At 71.0% G+C, this 14,825-nt stretch carries 17 protein-coding genes; 10 read left to right on the plus strand and 7 right to left on the minus strand.

The window, feature by feature from the left end:
- Window positions 1-50: 50 nt before the first annotated feature.
- Window positions 51-1,121 (plus strand): vWA domain-containing protein, encoded by a 1,071-nt coding sequence (locus ACQPZX_RS19330; RefSeq protein ID WP_433382622.1) that lies wholly within the window; start codon window positions 51-53, stop codon window positions 1,119-1,121.
- Here ACQPZX_RS19330 and ACQPZX_RS19335 read toward each other — a convergent pair.
- The gene (locus ACQPZX_RS19335; RefSeq protein WP_433382624.1) at window positions 1,118-1,531 is read right to left on the minus strand and encodes a DUF2000 family protein; all 414 of its coding nucleotides are present in this window, start codon (window positions 1,529-1,531) and stop codon (window positions 1,118-1,120) included. The genes ACQPZX_RS19330 and ACQPZX_RS19335 overlap by 4 nt on opposite strands.
- Window positions 1,532-1,581: 50 nt before the next feature.
- Here ACQPZX_RS19335 and ACQPZX_RS19340 point away from each other — a divergent pair, with 50 nt between their 5' ends.
- Window positions 1,582-2,358 carry an AraC family transcriptional regulator gene (locus tag ACQPZX_RS19340; protein WP_433382626.1) on the plus strand — a complete coding sequence of 259 codons (777 nt, stop codon included), beginning with the start codon at window positions 1,582-1,584 and terminating at the stop codon, window positions 2,356-2,358.
- Window positions 2,355-2,735, plus strand: a complete 381-nt coding sequence (locus ACQPZX_RS19345) for a VOC family protein (RefSeq protein ID WP_433382628.1) — start codon at window positions 2,355-2,357, stop codon at window positions 2,733-2,735. The genes ACQPZX_RS19340 and ACQPZX_RS19345 overlap by 4 nt, the downstream gene beginning before the upstream one ends.
- Here the strand turns inward: ACQPZX_RS19345 and ACQPZX_RS19350 are convergent.
- On the minus strand, window positions 2,732-3,685 hold the full coding sequence (locus tag ACQPZX_RS19350) for a LysR family transcriptional regulator (protein ID WP_433382630.1): 954 nt from the start codon (window positions 3,683-3,685) through the stop codon (window positions 2,732-2,734). The two genes, ACQPZX_RS19345 and ACQPZX_RS19350, sit on opposite strands and share 4 nt — an antisense overlap.
- A gap of 195 nt (window positions 3,686-3,880) precedes the next feature.
- Here ACQPZX_RS19350 and ACQPZX_RS19355 point away from each other — a divergent pair, with 195 nt between their 5' ends.
- The 4 genes from ACQPZX_RS19355 (at window position 3,881) to ACQPZX_RS19370 (ending at window position 6,528) form a co-directional block, all read left to right on the plus strand.
- Window positions 3,881-4,792 carry an alpha/beta hydrolase family esterase gene (locus ACQPZX_RS19355; protein WP_433382632.1) on the plus strand — a complete coding sequence of 304 codons (912 nt, stop codon included), beginning with the start codon at window positions 3,881-3,883 and terminating at the stop codon, window positions 4,790-4,792.
- 63 nt (window positions 4,793-4,855) lie between these two features.
- The gene (locus ACQPZX_RS19360) at window positions 4,856-5,287 is read left to right on the plus strand and encodes an SRPBCC domain-containing protein (protein WP_433382634.1); all 432 of its coding nucleotides are present in this window, start codon (window positions 4,856-4,858) and stop codon (window positions 5,285-5,287) included.
- Window positions 5,277-5,606 carry an ArsR/SmtB family transcription factor gene (locus tag ACQPZX_RS19365; RefSeq protein WP_433382636.1) on the plus strand — a complete coding sequence of 110 codons (330 nt, stop codon included), beginning with the start codon at window positions 5,277-5,279 and terminating at the stop codon, window positions 5,604-5,606. The genes ACQPZX_RS19360 and ACQPZX_RS19365 overlap by 11 nt, the downstream gene beginning before the upstream one ends.
- A gap of 94 nt (window positions 5,607-5,700) precedes the next feature.
- Window positions 5,701-6,528 (plus strand): intradiol ring-cleavage dioxygenase, encoded by an 828-nt coding sequence (locus ACQPZX_RS19370; protein ID WP_433382638.1) that lies wholly within the window; start codon window positions 5,701-5,703, stop codon window positions 6,526-6,528.
- A gap of 24 nt (window positions 6,529-6,552) precedes the next feature.
- Here ACQPZX_RS19370 and ACQPZX_RS19375 read toward each other — a convergent pair whose 3' ends face one another.
- Entirely contained in the window at window positions 6,553-7,158 is a 606-nt protein-coding gene (locus ACQPZX_RS19375; RefSeq protein WP_433382640.1) for a TetR/AcrR family transcriptional regulator, read from the minus strand.
- Between the two features lie 102 nt (window positions 7,159-7,260).
- On the opposite strand from ACQPZX_RS19375, the gene ACQPZX_RS19380 reads away from it, so the two are divergent.
- The gene (locus tag ACQPZX_RS19380; protein WP_433382642.1) at window positions 7,261-8,709 is read left to right on the plus strand and encodes an MFS transporter; all 1,449 of its coding nucleotides are present in this window, start codon (window positions 7,261-7,263) and stop codon (window positions 8,707-8,709) included.
- A 163-nt stretch (window positions 8,710-8,872) separates the two neighbouring features.
- Here the strand turns inward: ACQPZX_RS19380 and ACQPZX_RS19385 are convergent, their stop codons facing one another.
- The 3 genes from ACQPZX_RS19385 to ACQPZX_RS19395 form a co-directional block, all read right to left on the minus strand.
- On the minus strand, window positions 8,873-9,319 hold the full coding sequence (locus ACQPZX_RS19385; RefSeq protein ID WP_433382645.1) for a hypothetical protein: 447 nt from the start codon (window positions 9,317-9,319) through the stop codon (window positions 8,873-8,875).
- Window positions 9,320-9,442: 123 nt separating this feature from the next.
- Window positions 9,443-10,096, minus strand: a complete 654-nt coding sequence (locus ACQPZX_RS19390; protein ID WP_433382648.1) for a response regulator — start codon at window positions 10,094-10,096, stop codon at window positions 9,443-9,445.
- Complete coding sequence (locus ACQPZX_RS19395; protein ID WP_433382651.1) at window positions 10,093-11,205, minus strand: sensor histidine kinase; 1,113 nt, start codon at window positions 11,203-11,205, stop codon at window positions 10,093-10,095. The genes ACQPZX_RS19390 and ACQPZX_RS19395 overlap by 4 nt, the downstream gene beginning before the upstream one ends.
- 157 nt (window positions 11,206-11,362) lie before the next feature.
- On the opposite strand from ACQPZX_RS19395, the gene ACQPZX_RS19400 reads away from it, so the two are divergent.
- Together ACQPZX_RS19400 and ACQPZX_RS19405 are read left to right on the plus strand one after the other, a co-directional pair.
- Window positions 11,363-11,797, plus strand: coding sequence for a DUF6326 family protein (locus ACQPZX_RS19400; protein ID WP_433382653.1), 435 nt, complete (start codon window positions 11,363-11,365; stop codon window positions 11,795-11,797).
- 148 nt (window positions 11,798-11,945) lie between these two features.
- Window positions 11,946-14,081 carry a phosphocholine-specific phospholipase C gene (locus ACQPZX_RS19405; protein WP_433382656.1) on the plus strand — a complete coding sequence of 712 codons (2,136 nt, stop codon included), beginning with the start codon at window positions 11,946-11,948 and terminating at the stop codon, window positions 14,079-14,081.
- Window positions 14,082-14,135: 54 nt separating this feature from the next.
- Here the strand turns inward: ACQPZX_RS19405 and ACQPZX_RS19410 are convergent, their stop codons facing one another.
- Window positions 14,136-14,813 carry a hypothetical protein gene (locus tag ACQPZX_RS19410; protein ID WP_433382659.1) on the minus strand — a complete coding sequence of 226 codons (678 nt, stop codon included), beginning with the start codon at window positions 14,811-14,813 and terminating at the stop codon, window positions 14,136-14,138.
- Window positions 14,814-14,825 lie beyond the last annotated feature (12 nt).

The raw sequence follows: 14,825 nt of genomic DNA on the forward strand, positions 1-14,825 counted from the left end.
CGTTCGCGGCGAGGCTTCGGGGGGCGGGCGTTGCCGCGGGGCTGACCGAGGTGGACGACCTCGTGCGGGCGCTTGCCGCCGGGCCGCTCGACTCGCGGGACGCGCTCTACTGGACGACCCGCGTGGCCGTGCTGCGCCGGCATGCCGACCTTGCCGCCTTCAACCGGGTGTTCGCCGCCGTGTTCGACGACGCGCCGCCGCTGCCGCTGACCCGGGACGCCGAAGGGCCCCGGCGGTCCGACGAGGTGCATGTGCCGATGGCGGGGGCCGCCGACCAGGCCGCCGGGGGTGGCGGGCTGCCGTGGGCGACGTTGCCGCCGGCCGTTGCCGTCGACGAGGACCAGGACGACTCGGAGCTGCGTTTGCCCGAGCTGCGGCCGAGCGCGCTGGCGGCGCTGGCGGGGCGGCCGTTCGAGGAGCTCGGCGCGGGCGAGATGGCATTGCTGGCCGAGTCGCTGCGGGAGGCGCTGACCCGGTGGCCGACCCGCCGCACCCGGCGGCACGCGGCCGACCCGTCGGGGCGCCGGGTGGCGCTGCGCCCGACGATCGCCCGAGCCCGCCGCACCGCGTGGGAGCCGGTCATCGTCGTGCGCGAGCGGCCCGTCCGGCGGCCGCGGCGGGTGGTGATGCTCTGTGACGTCAGCGAGTCGATGCGGGCGCAGGCCACCGCCTACCTGCATTTGATGCGGGCCTTCGCGACGGTTTGCGAGGCCGAAGTGTTCGCCTTCGCCACCACGCTCACCCGGCTCACGCCCGCGCTGCGGCAGACCTCGCCGCGGGCGGCGATCGCGCAGGCCACCGAGGCGGTGACCGACCGGTTCGGCGGGACGCGGATCGCCACCAATCTGTCCGCGCTGCTGGATTCCCATCACGGGAACGCCCTGCGGGGATCGGTGGCGATCATTGCCTCGGACGGCTGGGACAGCGATTCACCCGAAAAGCTCACGGCCGCGATGCAAAGGCTGCGCCGCCGCGCGTACGCCATCTTGTGGTTGAATCCCCGCGCCGGCGCGCCCGGCTTCAGTCCCACCGTGGCGGCCATGGCCGCCGCACTTCCCTATTGCGATCGGCTGATGCCGGCCGCCACCTTCGCGGATCTGATGGAGGTCGTCCGATCCTAGGGGTGCATGATGGCGCCCTTCGTCACCTTGTCGACGGCGTTCCGCGGGCCGTAGACCGCCATGCCGACCAGGTCCAATTGCTCGGCGGTGACGGCTTTGACGGCGGCGCGGTTGTCATTGTCGTTGCCGGTGGAGAACAGGTCCGAGGTGAATACCGCGACCGGGAGATTGCGGCCGATCGCCCGGGTGTGCGCGGCCTTCAGCAGTTCCTTGCCGCCTTCGAAGACGAGCACCGGCTGGCGGAACATCGGCAGGTACCGGGTGCCGCCGGCGTCCTCGTAGGGCTCGCCGACCACCTCGGGAACGACCGTGCCGAGGCCGCTGACCAGGAAAGCGGTCACGTTGAGGCGCTGCCAGGTGAGCAGGTCGTCCCGGAGGATCACGGCGATTTTGGTGTCGAAGCGTTCCATGTGACCGATGATGCGGGCCCGGCCGTACCCGGATCTTGTACGATTTTGACGTGTCGGGCGCGGAGTTCTCAGCCTGGCGGCCACCGCTCGACGGCGTCGTCGAGGTGCTGAGCGCCCATTTCACGGGCCACGCCTATCCGATGCACGCGCACGACACCTGGACGCTGCTGATTCTCGACGACGGAGTCGTCCGCTACGACCTGGAAAATCATGAGCGCGACGCGTTCGGCGATCTCGTCACGCTGCTGCCGCCGCACGTGCCGCACAACGGTTCGTCGCCGCGGCCCTTCCGCAAGCGGGTGCTCTATTTGTCGCCCTCGCAGCTGCCTGAGCGCCTTGTCGGCGCTTCGGTGGACAAATCCGGATTTGTTGATCCCGGTCTGCGGCGTCTGATCTCCTCGATGCACCGCACGATCGGCCGGCCGGGGGAGGAGCTGGCCGCCGAGGTCCACCTGGCCGAGATCACGTCGCGGCTGCGCGAACGGCTCGGCGCCCCGATTCTGCCGGACCACCTTTCCCGTACGCCCGCGCATCAGCTCCGTGATCTCCTGGAGCATCACGTCGTCCCGGGGATTTCGTTGCAGCAGGCCTCGGGCCTTCTGCATTTTCACCCGGCCTATCTGGTGCGCTCCTTCACCGCCGAGTTCGGGATGTCCCCGCACAAATATTTGATATCCCGCAGGGTCGACGTCGCCCGCCGCCTGATCCTGGCCGGCCGTCCCTTGTCGCAGGTCGCCACCGAGAGCGGCTTCTACGACCAGCCGCATCTGATCCGCCATTTCAAGCGGATCCTCGGCGTCAGCCCGAAAGCGTTCGCCTACTCATGACGAGCCGCATCGGGGACATCATCGTCGACTGTCACGACGCCGAGCTGATGGCGTCGTTCTGGTGCGGAGTGCTGGGCTACCGCGTTTTCGCCCGCGACGAGACCGGCGTCGCCATCCGCGGCGCGACCGTCAGCCCCGACATCCTCTTCATCCGTGTCCCCGAGACGAAGGCGACCAAGAACCGCCTGCATTTCGACGTCTGCCCCACCGACCGCGACCAGGACGAGGAGCTGACCCGCCTGCTCGCGCTGGGCGCGCGCCGCTCAGCCATCGTCGCCAGCGGCTCGTGGATCGTCCTCGAAGACCCGGAGGGCAACGAGTTCTGCCTGATGTCCAAGCGCATCCCGGCCGAGCCCGAGCCCTTCCACGGGGTTTAGCTCCAGAGCGTCACGTGCACCGACGGCTTGAAATGGCCGACGTTCACTCCCGAGCCGCGCATCATCGCCTGGATGGCCCGCGGCGTCGCGGCGAAGCGGGCCAGCTCGGCCGCCGCTGCCGGCGCTCCCTGGTCGGCCAGCGTCATCGCGTGCCACACCGCCTCGAGGCTCGCGTACGGCCCCGGCAACTGCATCAGGTGGCCACTGCGGACCTCCGGCGCGACCGTGAACGACAACGCCGGCGCCACGCCCTTGCCTCGTTTCGCCTCCTCCAGGGCCGCCGCGTGGCTCTGGAAGATCTGCTGGTGCTCCTCGGGAACCGCCAGCCGGCGCAGCAGCGCGGGGATCGCCCCCATGGCGGCCGCCGCCGACGGGCCGAGCAGCCAGGTCTGGTCGCGCAGCTGGGCCGCCGACGCGCGCACCCCGGCCAGCGGATGCTCGGGGCCGGCCACGACGACCACCCGGTAGTTCATCACCGGGCGGCACACCAACCCCGCGTCGGCGGCCGGGCGCGGGCCGATCGCGATGTCGGCGCTGCGGGTCATCAGCAGGGTCTCGAACGTCTTCGGGTTACGGACGCTCAGCTCCACGTCGAGGTCGTCGGCCCGGCCGGCGAACAACTCGATCAGGCCGGGCGCGGCGTGCTCGGCGAACAGCGCGGACGCCGCCACCCGCAGCAGGCGGCGGCCCTTGCCGGCCGTGCTCACCTCGAGGACGGTGATGTCCTGCAGGCCCAGCATCTCGGCCGCCCGCGAGGCCAGCCGCAGGCCGCCGGGGGTGAAGGCCAGCCCGGCCGCGGTGCGCGCGAAGAGCTGGTCGCCGAGCTCCTTGCGCAGCTGTCCGATGTGCAAGGAGATCGCCGACTCGGAGACCTGCAGCTCGGCGGCCGCGAGTTTCACCGACCCCAGCCGCACCACGGCCGAGTAGGCGCGCAGCTGCGTCGGGGTCATCGCCCGAGCCTGCCACGTCGAGCCATGTCGAGCCCCCTATGGAGTGATGCCGAAGCTCCCCGCAATGTAGCGCGTCGCCCTGGGTGATCAGCGGCGGGCAACGATCCGTGACTCCCCGTTGGTCATCCCGGAATTCTAAAGTGGACGAGATCAACTGTGGGGGCAGTTCCTTCCGCGAGGCGGAAGATGGATTCCATGCGGCGCCTCATCCTGGTGCTTCCGCTTCTGCTCCTGGCCGCTTGCGCCACGCGGCCCGGTCCACCGCCCGCGCCCACGCCCTCCACGATCCCGTACGGCAGCTCGGAACACACCGTGCGGGTCGGCTCGCTCGACCGCACATTCCGGATCTATCGCCCGCTGACCACGATGGGGGTCGCCCGGGCGCCGCTCGTGCTCATGCTGCACGGGGGCTTCGGCTCGGGGCGTCAGGCCGAGCAATCGTACGGATGGAACGCGATCGCCGACCGCGACGGTTTCTTCGTCGCGTACCCCGATGGGGTCGGACGTTCCTGGAATGTCTCGCCCGACTGTTGCGGGCCGGCCGTGACCGAGCGGGTCGACGACGTCGGCTTCATCGAGGTCCTGGTCGCGACCGTCGCCGAGATAGCGCCGGTCGATCTCGGCCGGGTCTACGCCGCCGGGATCTCCAACGGCGCGATGCTCGCCTACCGCCTCGCCTGCGACACCACCCTGCTCGCGGCGATCGCGCCCGTCTCCGGCACGATGCTCGGGCCGTGCCCCGGTCCGCGGCCGATCTCGGTTCTGCACATTCACGGCACTGCCGACAAGACCATCCCGTACGGGGGTGGGCCCGGCCGCCTGCCGATCGAGTCCGACGTCCCCTCCGTCCTCGAGGTGGCCGGCCTCTGGCGGCGGGTCGACGGCTGCCCGCGGCCCCGGTTCAGCACCTCCGGCCTGGTCACCACGACCTCCGCGATCTGCCCCGGCGGCCACCTGGTGGTGCTCAAGGCCATCAGCGGCGCCGGGCATCAGTGGCCGGGCTCGGTGGGTCCGGGCCCGATCGCCGCCCGGGTGCTGCGCCTCGACCCGCCCTCGGACGCGCTGGACGCGACCCTCACCATCGCGTCGTTCTTCCGGCTCTCTTGACGCAACCAAACGGTTGCTATAACGTTAGTGGCAACCAAGTGGTTGCTACTCAAGGAGATCGTCATGGCATTCCCCAACCGCATCGAGCGCACGCTGGAGCTCGCCCACTCGCCCGAGCGGGTCTGGGCCGCGCTCACCACCGCCGAGGGCCTGGGCACCTGGTTCGGCAACGCCGCCGAGGTCGACCTGCGGGTCGGCGGCGTGGCGAAACTGTCCTGGACCAGCGGCGACACCGCGACGCTCACCGTCGAGCGGCTCGAGCCGCCGCGCGTGTTCGGCTACACGTGGAACATCTACGGCCTGCCCGCCGACGACCCGCGCCGCACCTACGTGGAGTTCACGCTCGAGCCGTCCGGCGGCGGCACTACGCTGACCATGGTGGAGACCGGATTCGCGCAGCTGCCCGACGACCTGCACAGCAAGGCGTTCGGCGGCAACACCGACGGCTGGACCAATGAGCTGGGCGAGCTGGTCGCGTACCTCGATGGACGCTGACAACCTCGAGCCGGTGGCGCAGGAGGTCTTCGCCGCCCTGGCCGACCCGACGCGCCGGCAGATCCTCGCCGCGCTCGCGTCGGGCGGCCCGGCCACCGCGACCGACCTCGCCGCCCGCCTGCCGATCACCCGGCAGGCCATCGCCAAGCACCTCGTCCTGCTGGCCGAGGCGGGCCTGGTGGTGGCCGAGCCGGGGGAGCGGCGCCGGGTCCGCTATCGCCTCGACTCCGCCCCGATGATGGTGGCTCAGCAGTTCCTGGCCGCCCTCGCCCGCGACTGGGACGGACCGCTCGCCGCGCTGCGCGACCACCTGGGATGACCCTTCTGGTATGCCGTGGGTAGATCAACCACAGTCCATTCATAGACTTCGATGTTTTCCTTCCTGTCTGCATCCCCGACCGGAAGGAATGGCCATGAACAACGACGACTACGTGCGCGAGGTCCACGACAAGGGGTTCGCGTTCGACCGGCGGCGGCTGCTCACCGTGCTGGGCGGCGCGGGCGCGCTGGCCGTGGCCGGTGGCGCCTCGCTGCTCGGCGGGGGCGGCCAGGCCGCGGCCGCCGCCTGTGTGGCCGAGGTCGAGTCGGAGACGGCCGGACCCTTCCCGGCCGACGGTTCCAACGGCCCCGACGTACGCGTGCTCAGCGGCATCGTCCGCAGCGACATCCGCCCCTCGTTCGGCACCTCGACCACCGTCGCCCCCGGCGTCCCGCTGCAGTTCTCGCTGACGGTCAGCAACCTCAGCTGCGCGCCGCTGGTCGGCGCCGCCGTCTACGCCTGGCACTGCGACCGCGCCGGCCGGTACTCGCTCTACTCGTCGGGCGTGACCAACGAGAACTACCTGCGCGGCATCCAGGTCACCGACTCGACCGGCCGGGCGACGTTCACCAGCATCTACCCGGCCTGCTACTCGGGGCGCTGGCCGCACATCCACTTCGAGATCTACTCGTCGCTGTCCGCCGCCACCAGCGGCGCGGGCCCGATCCGCAAGACCTCCCAGATCGCGCTGCCCGAGGCGATTTCCAGGACGGTGTACGCGACGGCGACCGGTTACTCCCAGAGCGTCACCAACATGAGCCGGATCTCGCTCGCGACGGACATGGTGTTCCGTGACGATCTCGCCGCCCGCGAGATGGCCACGGTGACCGGCAGCGTCTCGGCGGGGTATGTGGCGTCGCTGGCCATCACCGTCGACCCGTCGAAGACCGAGACCGGGGGCGGGCCGCGCGCCTCGGCGTGACGCCTTCGGCGTGTCCCGTCCGGGTCAATCTCCCAGCGCCGGGCGGGACACCGCGGCCATCATCTCGTCGAGCCTGTTCAGCGGGTCGTCGATCGTGCCGCGCAGGTAGTCGTCGTGCCAGATCCGGAAGGCGGCCACCGAGCAGGCCACCAGCAGCCGCAGCCGCCAGTCCTGTTCGCTCGTGGCGTGGCGTGCGGCCAGCAACTTCGTCAGTTCGTGCTCGCGCTCGGGTGGCACGCCCTGGTGGGTGGCGCTGAGATGCGGGGACTGCTGGATCACCGTGCGCAGGGCGCGCAGCCAGTCGGCGTGGCCGATCACGAAGATGCCGAGCTCGTGGATGGCGGCTCGGAGCGCCGCTTCGTCGGTCGTCTCCGGCGCCGCCGCGGTGATGTGTTCGGCGACCACGCCGGTCATGTAGCGCACCGGCTCGGCGATCACGTCGTCCTTGCTCGGGAAGTAGCGGTGGAAGGTGCGCGGCGCGATCTCGGCTGCCGCGCAGATGTCGGCGACGGTGACGTTCTCGTACCCCCGCTCGATGAACAGCCGCCACGCGACCTCGGCGGTCAGCACGCGGTTGCGCTCGCGCTTGGTCTCCCTCAGCCCGCCCATCGTCTGTGACTCCGATCTCACCGCTGCTAAATAATGCGCAGTTGGCAACATTCTAGTGGCAGTCTCTGCCTCGTGGCAGATTCTGCCACTTCTTGTTGCCTCTCCGCTTCCTAGGAGCGCTCCATGTCCCAAGCCGTCGACCTGACCGCGCCGCCCGCCGGCGCGGCGGCGGAGAAGAAGTCCTGGACCGGCCGCCAGATCGTGATCCTGCTGGTCATCGGCGTCGGCGCGCTGATGGTGTCGCTCACCCAGTCGCTGCTGGTCCCGGTGCTCTCCGAGCTCGCCGTCGACCTGAACACCGGCAGCGACGGCGTCGCCTGGCTGCTCACGTCGACGCTGCTCGTCGGCGCGATCGCCGTACCCGCGTTCGGCCGCCTCGGCGACCTCTACGGCACCCGCAAGATGGTGCTCGTGGCCCTGGCCGCGCTGGTCGTCGGCTCGCTGATCTGCGCGCTCTCCAACGACCTCACCTGGATGATCGTGGGCCGTTCGGTCGTCGGCCTCTCGGTCGCCACCGTCCCGCTGAGCATCAGCCTGATCGGCGTCACCCTGCCCAAGCAGCACGCCGGCGCCGGCATCGCCCTGATCAGCGCCATGCTCGGCGTCGGCGGCGCGCTCGGCCTGCCCCTCGCCGGCGTGATCGCCCAGTACGCCGATTACCACACCCTGTTCTGGGTCTGCGTCGCCGGCGGCATCCTTGCCATCCCCGGCATCGCGCTGCTGGTCCCCGAGCCGGTCCGCACCGCCAAGGGCCGGATGGACCTGGTCGGCACCGCCCTGCTCGGCGCCGCGATGCTGGCCCTGCTGCTGCCGCTGGCCCAGGGCGAGTCGTGGGGCTGGACCGACCCGCTGACCCTCGGCCTGCTCGCCGCGTCGGCCGTCCTGCTGGTCGTCTTCGTCCTGGTCGAGCTGCGCATCAAGTCGCCGCTGGTCGACGTCCGCACCACGGCCCGCCCGTCGCTGCTGCTCACCAACGTCGCGTCGCTCTGCGTCGGCTTCGCCCTGTTCGCCACCCTGATCGGCACGGCCACCTACGTGCAGGCTCCGGAGGCGACGGGCTACGGCTTCGGCAAGTCGATCCTGGTCGGCGGCCTGTGCATGCTGCCGGGCGGCATCGCGATGCTGCTGCTGTCCCCGGTCTCGGCCAAGCTGAAGCCGCGCACCGCGCTCATCATCGGCTCGCTGATCATCGCGGCCGGCTTCGCCAGCCGCATCTGGCTGACCGACAGCTTGTTCGAGGTCATCCTGGGCGCGACGATCGCGGGCGCGGGCACCGGCATCGCGTACGCGGCAATGCCCGGCCTGATCATCCACGCCGCCCCGCGCTCGGAGCTGGCGGCGGCCAACGGCCTGAACGCCCTGTTCCGCAGCGTGGGCAGTTCGCTGGCGAGCGCCATCGGCGGCGCGATCCTGGCCGCGAAGACCATCGAACTGGCCGGCCACGCCCTGCCGTCGCTGGGCGCCTACCAGCTGCTGTTCGTGATCTGCGCGGCGTCGGCGGTGGTGGCGGCGCTGCTGGCCCTGCTCATCCCGACCCACGCCGGCACCGCCGACGCGGCCCTGCCCGAGTAGCGGCCGTCCTCCCGCGGCGGGCACCCGCCCGCCGCGGGACCGACCGGCTCGTCCGCGTGCAGCGGCCCGCTCTCCACGGCGGCCCGTTTCCGCGCGGCGGCCCGTTTCCGCGCGGCGGCCCGTTTCCGCGCGGCGGCCCGTTTCCGCGCGGCGGGTGGGCCGGTCAGGGGGTGTCGTGGCCTTCCGCGGCGCCGTCCTTGACCAGGCTGGTCGGGGTGCCGGCCGAGTACCAGCGCAGCTCGTGCCGGCCGGTGGGGTCGGCGTGCCAGCCCTGGGCGGAGCCGTCGGGCGGGGGCGGGCCGGCGCGCGGTGCCTGATCCCGCCAGTCGAGCTGGCGGCCGTCGAGCCAGGTGACCGTGACCGCGGCATCGTCGTAGACCGAGAACGCCGCCACCACCTTGTGGTCGACTCGCACCCGCCCCTTGCGGCGGACGTGCTGAGAGTCGACCGCCTCGACCAGGTAGAAGTAGCCGGAACCCAACCCCGGCGATTTGTCGCGGGTGATGCGGTAGAGCCGGTATTCCCGGCGCACCGCCCACTCGAGAACGGCCGCCTTCGTCCAGCGGCCCGCGCGTGCCCGGCTGTACAAGCCGTAAATCAAGTCGGTCACGAGCACGAAGAGGCTGATCGGGTCCACAGTGCGCTCAGGATCGCCGCGCGCGGTGAATGCCGGGTGCTCGGGCGATGGCGCACAACTGGCCACGGCGTTGCGCAGGTACGCACAGCCTCGGAGCTACCTCATGCGATTCGTCTCGTAGGCCCACATCGCGAGCTCGACCCGGTTCCGGGCGGCCAGCTTGGTCATGAGACCGGCGAGGTGGAACTTGACCGTGCTCGTACTGATGTGCAGCTCCGCGGCGATCTCGGCGTTCGTCCGTCCGCGCGCTACCGTCCGGAGCACCTCTTCCTCCCGCTCGGTGAGCGCCTCGATGGGCTGGGCCGGCGGCTCGGCGGGCGCGTTGGTGGCGAACGTGGCGAGCAACCGGCGGGTGACCGCCGGGTCGATGAGGGCGTCGCCCCGCACCGCCGCGTGGACGGCGCGGATCAACTGGTCCGGCTCGGTGCCCTTGAGGAGAAAGCCGCGGGCCCCGGCCTTGAGGGCCCCGTAGATGTATTCGTCGGTGTCGAACGTGGTGATCACGACGACCGCGATCGGATCGGCGCGGTCCGGGCCGGCCACCAGACGTGTGGCTTCGATGCCGTCGAGATGCGGCATGCGGATGTCGAACAGGCAGACGTCGGGCCGCAGTTGCCGGGCCAGGGCGACGGCCTCACGCCCGTCGGCGGCCTGGCCGACGACCTCGATGCCGGGCTGGCCGTTGAGGATCGTCGTCAACCCCGCACGGACGATGCCCTGGTCGTCGGCGATGAGCACGCGAATCGTCATGTCGCGGCGCCTTGGCGCGGGAGGACCGCCCGGACGTCCCAGCCGCGATCCGGGTTCGGCCCGGCCGTCAGTGTCCCGCCGAGGAGGGTGACGCGCTCGGTCATGCCGACCAGCCCGTAACCGGAAGGGTTGGGGGCGAGAGCGGTGCGGGCGCCGTCGTCGCTGACGGTCAAGTGCACGTCGGACGCGGTCCCGTTCACGGTCACCTCGACCCGGGAGGCGTGGTGGGCGTGGCGCTGGGCGTTGGTGACCGACTCCTGCGCGACCCGGTAGAGCGCGGCCTCCAGCGCGGGCGGGAGGTTCGTCAGCTCACCCCGCAGGGCCACGTCGATGCGCAGGGCGTCGGTGCTGTTCGCGGCGAGCCGCTCGATGTCGGCGATGCGGCGCCGGGGCGCCATGGCCGGGTGCGTTCCGGGGTCGCGCAGCGCGCTGACCATCGTGCGCATCTCGGCCAGGGTCCGGGCCGCTTCACGGTCGATGGTCTCGAGCGCCTCGGTCGCCCCGATGAGCGACGACGACCGCGCGAGGAACAACCCGGCCTGCGCCTGGATCGCTATCGCGGACACATGGTGGGCGACGGTGTCGTGCAGCTCCCGGGCCAGCTGCTGTCGTTCCTGAAGCTTGGCCTGCTCGATCACATGCAGGCGGTTGGTGCCCCGGTAGCGGATCGACACGCCCAGCGCCGCCATGAACAGCAGAATGGCCGCGCCGGCGATCGTCGCACCGAGCCCGGGGAAGTCGAGGCCGACGATCACGCCGAAGGAGACGGCGACGGCGACCGCCCCGATGGCGACGTCGCGGCCGGCGCGCCAGCGGAACAGCGAATAGGTCAGCACCAGCACGACCCAGCCGCTGAGCAACCCCACCGGTTCGGAGTGCGCGAGGAACGCGGCCGCATCGAGCGCCGCGAACCCTCCGAACGCGAACGCCACCGCTGCCACCGGATGGACTCGCCGGTACAGCGCCGCGACCGCCAGCCCGCATCCGAAGACGATGGCGACGGGCCGCCATGCCATGTCGGGTCGCAGGACCGCCTCGAGGGCGACCCCGGCTGTCACGAGCGCGGCGAGCGCCCAGTCGCGCTTGTCCACCGCCGCAGCGTCGCCCATGCCCGTCACAGTAGTGATGGCGCGGTGACCGGCGCACCGGCCACGGGAACGGTCCGCGACCTGGCCCATCGGCCAGGCCGGAAACCGTCCGGCGGACCCGGGTGCCCGCGGCGGGCGATGTCCAAACTGGAGGCCCGTTCGGACGAGGAGGTCGTCGGTGGGCAGGAAAACGGTCGCAGAGCTGCACGATGCGAAGCCGGATGTGAGGGTCGTGCTCAGCGGCCTGTGGGTCTCGGCGATGTTCGTCTTTGTGTACGTCGACGTCCTGGGCTTCTTCCGTTCCGACCAGATCACCGCGGTGCTCGCGGGCAGAATCCCCGGCACCGGCATCGAGATCGATCAGAGATTCCTCGTCCTCGTCACGATCTACGCCGTGATCCCGAGCCTGATGGTCAGCGTCTCGCTCCTCGCCCGAGCCCGGGTCAACCGACTGGTGAACATCGTCCTCAGCGTGCTCTACCTGGTGTCGGCGGGCGTGTCGATGATCGGCGAGGAGTGGATCTACTACGACGTCGGCGTCGTCGTGCAGATGGCGCTCTGGCTCGCGATCGCCAGGGTCGCCTGGACGTGGCCCCGCCGTCCCGCCCCATGAGGACGTCCGGCCGCGTGTCGCGCCAGATTGTCGGGCGACGCCGCGTCGTCGTACAAAAGGCATGTCGCCTTTGATTTGAGGTTGGGCCTGGGTCAGGTCGCCGGAACAGCGTCGTGGGGCATCTTTCCGCCATCCCGGGGGTGAAGTCATGTCCGAGCTGTCCCGCCGAAAGTTTCTCGGCACCGCGGCCGCCGTCACCGGCGCTGCCGCCGTCGGGGCCGCGCTGCCCGAGACCGCAGCCGCAGCACACACCGGCGCGCCGCGACACCGGCACGGCGATCTCCGCGACATCAAGCACGTCGTGGTGATCATGCAGGAGAACCGGAGCTTCGATCACTACTACGGGGCGCTGCGCGGCGTGCGCGGCTTCGGGGACCGGTCGACGATCATGCTGCCGGACGGGAAGACCGTCTGGGAGCAGCCGGTCACGCCGACGCCCGGCGCCCCGACCCAGTACCCGTGGCGGCTCAGCGGCGCCAAGCAGTGGGACGGCGACGCCCCGCCCAGCCCCGAGCTCGGCGCCGCGAACTACGGCGGGACCGCGCACGGCTGGACCGACCAGCACGGCGCCTGGTACGGCGGCCTCATGAACGGCTGGTACTACGCCAAGGGCGGGCCCACCACGCTCGGCTACCTCGACCGGCACGACCTGCCGTTCCACTACGCGCTCGCGGACGCGTACACGATCGGCGACGCCTACCACTGCTCGGTGCTCAGCGCGACCGGGCCGAACCGCACCTACCTGTGGAGCGGCACGATCAACGCCGACCAGAAGCACGGCGACTTCATCGCGTACTCGGGCGGCGACGAGCTCGGAAAGTTTCTGCCCTGGAAGTCCTATGCCGAGCAACTGCAGAAGGCGGGCGTCAGCTGGCGCGTCTACCAGTGCGAGGACGATTACGGCGACAACGGCCTCGAGTACTTCGACACTTTCGCGAAACTCGACCCGGCCCAGGGCGGAACCGCGGCACCCGGCAACGTCTTCTACGACAACGGCGTCAAGAACGTGCCCGAGCCGGTCACCGGGCTCTCCGGCAACGCCGACAACATCAACGCCGCGATCCGGGCGGACGTCCTCGCGGGCGAGCTGCCGCGGGTGAGCTGGGTGGTCAACAACCAGTTCTTCTCGGAGCACCCGGTCACGGCCCCGAGCAACGGCGCGTATTTCCTGCGCGGCCTGCTCGACGCGCTCAACGCCGACCCCGAGGTCTTCAACTCGACGCTGGTGGTCCTCAACTACGACGAGAACGACGGCCAGTTCGATCACGTCCCGCCGCCGGTCCCCGCCCCCGGCGAGGCCGACGAATTCGTCGCGGGGACCCTCGACGCGTACGGGATCACCGCCCCTGTGCCCGTGGGCCTCGGCTTCCGCGTACCCATGCTGCTGATCTCGCCCTGGACGCGCGGCGGATGGGTGACCTCGGAGGTCTCGGACCATACGTCGGTGATCCAGTTCCTGGAGAAGTGGACCGCGGCGATCGGCCGCCCCGCGATCTGCCCGAACATCAGCGCCTGGCGGCGCCGGGTCTGCGGGGACCTGACGGCCGCCTTCGACTTCGCCTCGCCGGTCTATGGACTGCCTCGGCTCCCGCAGACCGGTGGGCTGATTCCCGAGATCGAGTACGTCCCCCTGCCCGGCGACAACACGATGCCCGTCCAGGAGCCGGGGGCGAAGAGGGCGCGCCCGCTGCCCTACCAGCCGAACGCGAACCTGGTCGGTTTCGCGGGCGGGACCGCGCAACTTTCGTTCTCCAACGACGCGCCTTTCGTGCGCAGGGCGAGCCACTTCGCCGTCTACGACAACCTGGCCCCGATCCCGGCGCTGTCGCAGTACCCGGCCGCGTTCCCGGGCCAGTACACGGTCCCCGCGAGGGGCACGATCACCGGACGTGGCCCGGTCAGCGGCACCGCCTACGACCTGACCGTCGCCGGGCCCAACCGTTTCCTGCGCCGCTTCACCGGCGACCTGGCCGCGCCGGGCAAGGATCTCCACGTCACCACCTCCTACTACGAGGGCCGCCCGACCGCCGAGCCCACCCTGCGGCTGACCCTGCAGAACCGCTCGGCCACGCCGGTCACCTTCACGATCACGCACAACCACTACATCGCGAGCCGGCCGCTGACGGTCCGGGTCGCCGCGCACAGCTCGCGCACGTGGGCGACCGACCCGGTCAAGCTCAGCCACGGCTGGTACGACGTGACGGTCACCGCCGGCCACGACCCGGCCTGGTCCCAGCGGCTCATCGGTCACCTCGAGACCGGCCGGCCCAGCATCACGGGCTGACCCGCCGCCCGTCGAGGGCCGGCGACCCCGGCCCTCGACACCGCCGTGCCGCCGTCACCGGTCCTCTCGTAGCCAGCGCCAGGCGACGAGGCCGACCCAGACCTCGTAGGCGATCGTGCTCAGCGCCAGCACCGGGAAGAGCGCCCCACTGACCAGCGTGGCGGAGCCGACGAGACTCACCGCGATGATCACGAGCGCCGAGCGGACCAGCCACGGCGCCCCGCCGGCCGCGCGCAGCCCGAAGGCGATGGCACCCATGAAGAACACCCGGGCAAAAACCGAGAACGCCAGACCGTACGGCGCGATCGCGTCCCACGCGGCGAGAATGCGCACGTCCGCGCCCGCCGCCGCGGTGTCCAGCGCGATGTCGTGCAGGACCCCGGTGAGCGGCCAGATCAGCGCCAGCAGCGCGCCCGACGCGACCGCGACGGCGGCCAGCGTCCCGCTGTCGTCGGCTCTTCGCAGTCGCACGTGGACCGCGCCGAGGAAGCCGAGCAGCAGCGTGCCGGCGGCCATGAAGAGGAAGTTGCCGAGCCGGAAGACCTCGGCCGCGGCCAGCGCTTGCTGACCGCGCTCAAGCGCGGGATCGGTGGGCAGGCCCTCGCGGGGCAGGACGAAGACGGCCATCGCGACCATGACGGCGAGCTGGGCGACGGCGAAGACGAGCCCGAATCGGGTGCTGATCCGCAACGGGGAGGCTGTCCGGACCGGAGCCGCTTGAAGAGTTGTCATGGCCCAAGAAGT

The sequence above is a fragment of the Actinoplanes sp. CA-142083 genome (genome assembly GCF_050942195.1).
Lineage (GTDB): Bacteria > Actinomycetota > Actinomycetes > Mycobacteriales > Micromonosporaceae > Actinoplanes.